Source organism: bacterium, from assembly GCA_035703895.1.
GTDB lineage: Bacteria > Sysuimicrobiota > Sysuimicrobiia > Sysuimicrobiales > Segetimicrobiaceae > Segetimicrobium.
In genome coordinates this window covers 1-6,575 of sequence record DASSXJ010000092.1, presented here as the reverse complement: position 1 = coordinate 6,575, position 6,575 = coordinate 1, and the positions used below count along the sequence as shown (strand labels likewise).

Genomic DNA, 6,575 nt, shown 5'->3' with positions numbered 1-6,575 from the left:
ACGTGGCGGTTGATGACCGTGGGGAAACGCAGGCCCTTGGCCTTGGCCGTGCGGACGTACTCATGACCGAGTTCCTCCAGCACGCCCGACCGGACCATGCGCGTCAAGGCCCCTGCGAGTCCCAGCCCCAGCGTGACCGCGGGGAGCACCAGGTGCCTCAAGGCGCCGATCGGATCCCGGGAGACCGGCACATAGCCGATGGACGGGAAGATCCGCCAGTGCAGGGCGAAGAGCAAGATAAGCATCACCCCCAGCCAGAACGACGGAACAGAGACGCCGGCCAGAGCGATCCCCATCGCCCCAAGATCAACGGCCGAGTTCCGGCGCACGGCGGCAAGCACCCCGGTCGGCAGGGCAATGAGCAGACCGACCACGCTCGCAGCCGCCGTCAGTTCGATCGTGACGGGCAGCTTCTCGGCTAGGAGAGACGAGACGCGCTGGTGCATTTGGATGGACGCCCCAAGGTCGCCGCGCAACGCCCGGCTCATCCACACGCCGTACTGCACCGGCAACGGGCGATCGAGCCCGAGCGCGTGCCGGAGACCATCCTTCGTCGCCTGATCGACCTCCGAGCCAAGCATGGCTTCGACCGGATCGCCTGGTGTGAGGTGCAGAAACGAGAAGACAACGACCGACATGAGGACGAGGATGAGCAGCAAGGCCAGCACCCGCGCCTGCAGGTAGCGGATCATCCAGCGGGGGGAGGGGGGCGCCGCTCGCGGGCGCCCCACCACCAGGCTACTTCGAGATCCAGGTCTCTTGGACGCCTCCGCCGGGGTACGAGAGCGCGCCGATGATCTGCGGAGCGAAGCCGCGCACGGTGGTCCTCCAGCCGACGGCGGTGTCGCCGCTGCCGTAGATGAGCATCGAGGACTCCTCCTGGACGATCTCCACCACTTTGGCGTAGATCGCCTTGCGCTTTTCGGTGTCGGACTCGGCGCGCCCGTCATCGAGCAGGCGGTCGAGCGTGGGGTTGGCCAGGAACCCGCTCAGCTGCCAGACGCCGCCGTTGGAGTGGAGATATCGGTAGTAGCCATCGTCGGGATCCACCTTCGCAAAGAATCCCGTGTTCTCCATGTCGAAGTCGCCGCTGTCAACCCGCTTCGCCCACGTGGGGATGTCGAACACCTGCAGCGCGACATCGATACCCACCCGTCGCAGCTGCGCCTGATACACCTGCGCCACGGCCGGGAGGTCGTAGCCATTCCCGACGGTGGCGCTCGTCTTGAAGCCGTTGGGCATGCCGGCCTCGCTGAGCAGCTGCTTGGACTTTGCCAGATCCGTGGCCCGGTCCTTGACCTTGAGGTACCAGGGGGACGACGGGGCGAAGTTCTGGTTGACCGGACGTCCCCATCCCCGATACGCGGCTTCGGTCAATTCCTGCTTGTTGAGGGCGTAGGCCACCGCCTGACGGATTTTGAGGTTATCGAAGGGTTTGTGGCGGGTGTTGAGGATCACCACACCCTGCCCCGCTCCGCCGCGCACAAGCCGGATCACGTAGTCGTTCGAGGGGTGGGCGAAGAGGTCTTGGATCCGCGCCTGCGGGACGCCCATGATGAGGTTGACGTCGCCCGTCTGCAGGGCGGTCAGCCGGACGGTCTCGTCGGGGATCGGTTTGATCACGACCTCGTCGAGGTACGGCTTCCCCTTCTCCCAGTAGCGATCGAACCGGCGCATCGTGAGGTGGTCGTTGGTCTTCCACTCGACAAACGCGAACGGCCCGGTCCCGATCGGCTTGATCATCTCGTTCGTGGCGCGGTTGACCGCTTCGACGGGGAGGATGGCCTGGTACGTCGTGGCGAGTTTGGTGGGAAACACGCCGAACGGCGACTTCAGCTTGAACTGGACGGTGTACGGATCCGGCGTAGCGATCGAGTCGACGGCGCTCAGATCGCCGCGGCCGCGCGCGCCGGTCTTTGGGTCGAGGATGCGTTCAAGGCTGAATTTGACGTCGCGCGAGGTCAGTTCGCGGCCGTTGTGGAAGAGGACACCGTGACGGAGATTGAACGTCCAGGTGAGGTTGTCCGGCCCGACCTTCCACGACGTGGCAAGCAGCGGGCGAAGGTCGAGGTTCGGGCCGAGGTCCACGAGGGTCTGGAAGATCGGACTGAGATCCACATAGGTGAGCGTCAGCGCCGACTGGTGCGGATCGAGGGTTTTCAAGTCGGCCTGGACTCCGACGGTGAGGGTCCCTCCCCGTGCCGGACTCTGCGCCCGCGTCGTCGGCGGCAGGATGCTGACGATCAACAGGAGCGCCGGAGCCAGCGTCAACAGCAGATGACGGAGCCTACGCATCGCATGCCTCCGATGAGCGAGTGTCCTATATACTTCGGAAGCGTGCCGCGATCTCCTCGATCGACGCTCGAGGAGCGCCGCGCGGGAGATTCGAGGATCGGCGCGGGATGAAGCCGGATCTCCAGAACCACGTCGAGCGGGTGGCGTCAGCGCTCCGGGGGCGGCTCGGCTGCATGATCTGCGACGGGGCCGGCGAGCGCTGGGCCGCCCGGAACGCCGACGACCGCTTCGCGACCGCGAGCGTGATCAAGGTGGCGGTGCTCCTGGCCCTGGCGGCGGACGTCGACGCCGGTCGGTCCCGGTGGGATCAGGCCATGCCCACCGCCTTGGAGAACACCGCGGGCGGCAGCGGGGTCATCCAGCATCTCACGCCGTTGCCGTACACCCTGCGGGATCTCGCCACGCTGATGATTATCGTCAGCGACAACCGGGCGACCAACGCCATCATCGACCTCGTGGGCATTGATCGCATCAACGCGTACCTGTTGCATGCCGGTTGGGAGAATACCGTGCTCGCCCGGAGGATGATGGATCTCGAGGCCCGCGCGCGCGGCCGCGATAACTTCTCGACCCCACACGACACGGCCGAACAACTCCGCCGACTCCTCGCGGGGGAACTGGCGACCCCGGCCACGACATCGCTGCTGCTCGACATGCTTCGGGCGCAGACAGAGCGCGATCGGCTCCCCGCCTGGCTGGCTCCGGACGTTGCCGTGGCCCATAAGACCGGCACACTGCCCGGTGTGTTCAACGACGCCGGGATCCTCTTCTTGCCCACCGGGCCCGTGATCGCCGCGGTATTCACGAATGACCTCGCGGTCAACGCCGAAGGCCGGGTGGCGATCCAGGAGATCGGCCGCGCGATCGTGGAGGCGAGCCGGTAGCCGCGCGCGTTTAGAAGAACAGCCGGGTCGCTTCGTATAGGTCCAGGTCGAGGCGGCGGGAACCCGCTGCGACCTCAGCCAGCGGAACCGTCACGATCGACGTCCCCCGCAACGCGACCATCACACCGGACCTCCCATTGGCGAGTTCATCGACCGCGGCGATCCCGAATCGCGTCGAGAGTACGCGGTCAAACGCGGTCGGGGCACCGCCGCGCTGCACATGCCCGAGCGACGTCGCGCGCGTCTCGAGCTCCATCCTCCGCTCGATCTCGCCGGCGAGGAGCGTCCCGATCCCGCCGAGGCGGGCGTGCCCGAACGCATCGACCTCCGTGTTCTGCACCACCTGGCCCTTGGCGTCTCTGAGCGTGACGCCTTCGGCCGCCACGACGATGCTGAAGTGCCGGCCGGTGGCGCGGCGCTTCCGCAGCGTGGCGCACACCTCGTCGAGGTCGAACGGGACCTCAGGGACGAGCACGACGTCTGCACCGCCCGCCAGTCCTGCGACCGTGGCCACCCATCCGGCATCGCGCCCCATTACCTCGACGACCATGATCCGATGGTGGGCATCGGCCGTGGTGTGGAGCCGGTCCAGCGCCTCCATGACCGTGTTGACGGCGGTGTCGAATCCGATGGTGACGTCCGTGCCCCGGACGTCGTTGTCCATGGTCTTCGGCACCCCCACCACAGGAATGCCGTCCTGGCTCAGGCGGGCCGCTGCCCCGAGGGTGTCATCGCCCCCGATCGCCACCAGGGCATCGATCCGGTGGCGGGCGAGTGTGGCCTTGATCCGCGCCATCCCGTCTTTCGCCTTCATCGGATTGGTCCGGGACGTGCCCAGTATCGTGCCGCCCTTCGGCAGGATCCCCGACACGGCGTCCCGAGAGAGCATGAGGGTGTCGTCGTCGATGAGCCCCCGCCAGCCATCGCGTATGCCGACCACCTCGAACTGCTTCGTCTCGGCCCGTCTCACGACCGCCCGGATGGCGGCGTTGAGCCCGGGGACGTCCCCGCCGCCCGTCAACACTCCGATTCGCTTGATCACGGTCGTTCTCTCCTTCTCACCCGGCCCGGCGTTAGTGGAACATCAGCCGGTCCTCAGGCGGACACGATCGGCGTTTCGAGCACGCCGAGCTGACTGATCGAGACCCGCACGATATCCCCCGCGCGCAGCCACCGCGGGGGTTTCCGGGCAAACCCAACCCCGCTCGGTGTCCCGGTGGCGATGAGGTCGCCGGGTTCCAGGGTCAGCGCCTGCGAGACGTACGCGATGAGGTGCGCGACGCCGAAGATCATGATTCCGGTGTGCGCCTCCTGCATCCGCTCGCCGCTCACGTCCACAGTCAGCGTCAGGTTCTGCGGGTCGGGGATCTCGTCCCGGGTGACGAGCGCCGGTCCGAGGGGGCCGCTGCGATCAAAGTTTTTGCCGACCATCCACTGCGAGGTGCGCCGCTGGAAGTCCCGGATCGAGATGTCGTTGAAGATGGTGTACCCGGCGACGTAGTCGAGCGCGTGTGCCTCCGGAATCCCGCGGCCTCGCCGGCCGATCACCGCGACGAGCTCGCCTTCGAAGTCGACCTGCGGGCTCACCGTGGGGAGCACGAACGCCTCCCCCGGTCCCAGCAGGCTGTGCGGAAACCGTCCGAAGATGATGGGGAGCTCCGGCGGTTCAGCCCCGCCTTCTCTCGCGTGCTCCGCGTAGTTGCGACCGACACAGAGGATCTTCGGCGGATCCGGGACGGGCGGGAGCCGCCGGACGTCGTCCGATCGCCAGGCGATTCCATCCCGCTGGATGCGCGCGGCCTCTGGGGGATCGTTGAGAAGGGTGTGAATGTGCCGGGCCGCTTCTCCGGCGGCGGCCATGGCGTCGTTTCCGCCCGCCAAGAACTCCTTCATCGAGGGCGGGAGCCACGTATCTGCCTGGCCCGCCGCCCGGGGCCCTCCCTGCGCGCCGAAGTACTCATGGCCGGCCCGGTTGAGGTCGATCACCCACGCCCCCGCTTCGGCGCCCAGCCTCGTCTGCCCTCGGGCCGAAAAGGTCAGCAGTCGCATTGGTCCACCTCCTCAACTCCAATTAGCGTTCCTTGAAGTCGGCCCCTTTTTCGCAGTACGTGGACCGGCATACGCCGCGGCAGGGGAGGAGACGAGAGAGGCCCGCGGGGCGGTTATCGCGTGCTTCCAGACGTCACCGCAGCAAGACGAGCAAGCCTGTGATGGTGATGACACTCAAGAGCGTCGTGACGACGACAACGCTGCTGACCAGCGCGGGGTCGGTTCCAAACTCCGTTGCCCAGACCGCCGCACTGACGGCCGTTGGCAGGCTGGCCAGCAGGATGCTCGTCTGCCGGACGACTCCCTCGAGCCCAAGGACCGGCGCACTGACCCATGCCAGAATCGGAGCAACCAAAAGTCGGACAACCGTAGCGAAGGCGATCTCACGAAACTCTACCCCGAGCTGCACCTCTGCGAGTTGTAATCCTATGAGGAGCAAAAACATCGAGATCGAGCCGTTCGCAAGAATCTGGGCCGCCTTCGCGATCGGGCTTGGCAGGGTGACCCCAAGGAGATTCAAGAGCAGCCCCACAATAATGGCATACGTCACCGGTTGTCGCAGCAACGCCCGGGCAGGATTGGCCGAACTGGTGCCGGCGCGTGCGCCGATGTAGACGGACAGCAAGGCCACGAGTACGGCATAGATCGCGAAAAACCCGACCGCCGCATTGAGGCCTGGCTGCCCCCAGGCGAAGAAGGCCAAGGGAAGGCCAGCATTGCCCGCGTTAGACATCTGGGTGGCAAACAGCACTCCGGCGGTGCGCACACGACCCCATCTACCGAGACGGGCGGCAAGCCATACCACGAGAGCGAGAACGAAGAACTGAAGGACGATGAAGCCGCTGATCTGGGCAAACGCCGTCCGAGGTAACGTTGAGGTGGTGAGCGCGTAGAAAACAAGCGCTGGGATGAGGACCTGCACAGAAAGCGCCGTGAGGAAGTGCGCCTGCACCACGTGGGTGCGACCGAGCGTGTAACCGACGGCGGCGATTAACAGCACCGGGCCGATGACATCGGTGAGTATCGCTATGACCTGACCCAATAGACATATGGTACGGTTAGCAGTGTCTTTCCCCCTGCCCCGCCTAGATCGTTGACGAGGGGTGAAACACCAATGGCGCAGACAGAAGATCTGAAGGCTTCCATCAAGGTCTGCATGTTCGACCAGTACGGCACCGTGGTCGATATGCAGACCGGATTGACCGAGGCCGCGACCCCGTTCTTAGCATCCAAAGGATGGCATGGAGATCCCAATTCTTTCGTGACGTGGTGGCGTCGGACGCATTTCGAGAACTCGATGATCGACACGCTCCTGCACCGGGAACACACATCGTATCGCGAGATCGG

General features: G+C 65.8%; 7 protein-coding genes. 2 read left to right on the top strand and 5 right to left on the bottom strand.

The genetic code is table 11. The annotated features are described in order from the left end of the window. Together VFP86_06410 and VFP86_06405 are read right to left on the bottom strand one after the other, a co-directional pair. Positions 1-731, bottom strand: a 731-nt coding sequence (locus tag VFP86_06410; protein HET8999261.1) for an ABC transporter permease, incomplete at its 3' end; no start/stop codon positions are given. A 7-nt stretch (positions 732-738) separates the two neighbouring features. Further along, on the bottom strand, positions 739-2,295 hold the full coding sequence (locus VFP86_06405; protein ID HET8999260.1) for an ABC transporter substrate-binding protein: 1,557 nt from the start codon (positions 2,293-2,295) through the stop codon (positions 739-741). A gap of 107 nt (positions 2,296-2,402) precedes the next feature. Here VFP86_06405 and VFP86_06400 point away from each other — a divergent pair, with 107 nt between their 5' ends. Continuing rightward, positions 2,403-3,179, top strand: a complete 777-nt coding sequence (locus VFP86_06400; protein ID HET8999259.1) for a serine hydrolase — start codon at positions 2,403-2,405, stop codon at positions 3,177-3,179. Between the two features lie 10 nt (positions 3,180-3,189). Here the strand turns inward: VFP86_06400 and VFP86_06395 are convergent, their stop codons facing one another. From VFP86_06395 to VFP86_06385, 3 genes are all read right to left on the bottom strand, one after another. Then, positions 3,190-4,218 carry an ATP-dependent 6-phosphofructokinase gene (locus VFP86_06395; GenBank protein ID HET8999258.1) on the bottom strand — a complete coding sequence of 343 codons (1,029 nt, stop codon included), beginning with the start codon at positions 4,216-4,218 and terminating at the stop codon, positions 3,190-3,192. Between the two features lie 56 nt (positions 4,219-4,274). Next, the gene (locus tag VFP86_06390) at positions 4,275-5,228 is read right to left on the bottom strand and encodes a fumarylacetoacetate hydrolase family protein (protein ID HET8999257.1); all 954 of its coding nucleotides are present in this window, start codon (positions 5,226-5,228) and stop codon (positions 4,275-4,277) included. Positions 5,229-5,361: 133 nt separating this feature from the next. Further along, positions 5,362-6,228, bottom strand: a complete 867-nt coding sequence (locus tag VFP86_06385) for an AEC family transporter (GenBank protein HET8999256.1) — start codon at positions 6,226-6,228, stop codon at positions 5,362-5,364. A gap of 114 nt (positions 6,229-6,342) precedes the next feature. On the opposite strand from VFP86_06385, the gene VFP86_06380 reads away from it, so the two are divergent. Then, on the top strand, positions 6,343-6,575 hold a 233-nt coding region (locus VFP86_06380; GenBank protein HET8999255.1), incomplete at its 3' end, for a haloacid dehalogenase type II.

What these genes read in the sequence shown, in the direction of transcription:
- VFP86_06405 (HET8999260.1), bottom strand. Translation starts at nt 2,295, where the DNA reads ATGCGTAGGCTCCGTCATCTGCTGTTGACGCTGGCTCCGGCGCTCCTG.
- VFP86_06400 (HET8999259.1), top strand. Translation starts at nt 2,403, where the DNA reads ATGAAGCCGGATCTCCAGAACCACGTCGAGCGGGTGGCGTCAGCGCTC.
- VFP86_06390 (HET8999257.1), bottom strand. Translation starts at nt 5,228, where the DNA reads ATGCGACTGCTGACCTTTTCGGCCCGAGGGCAGACGAGGCTGGGCGCC.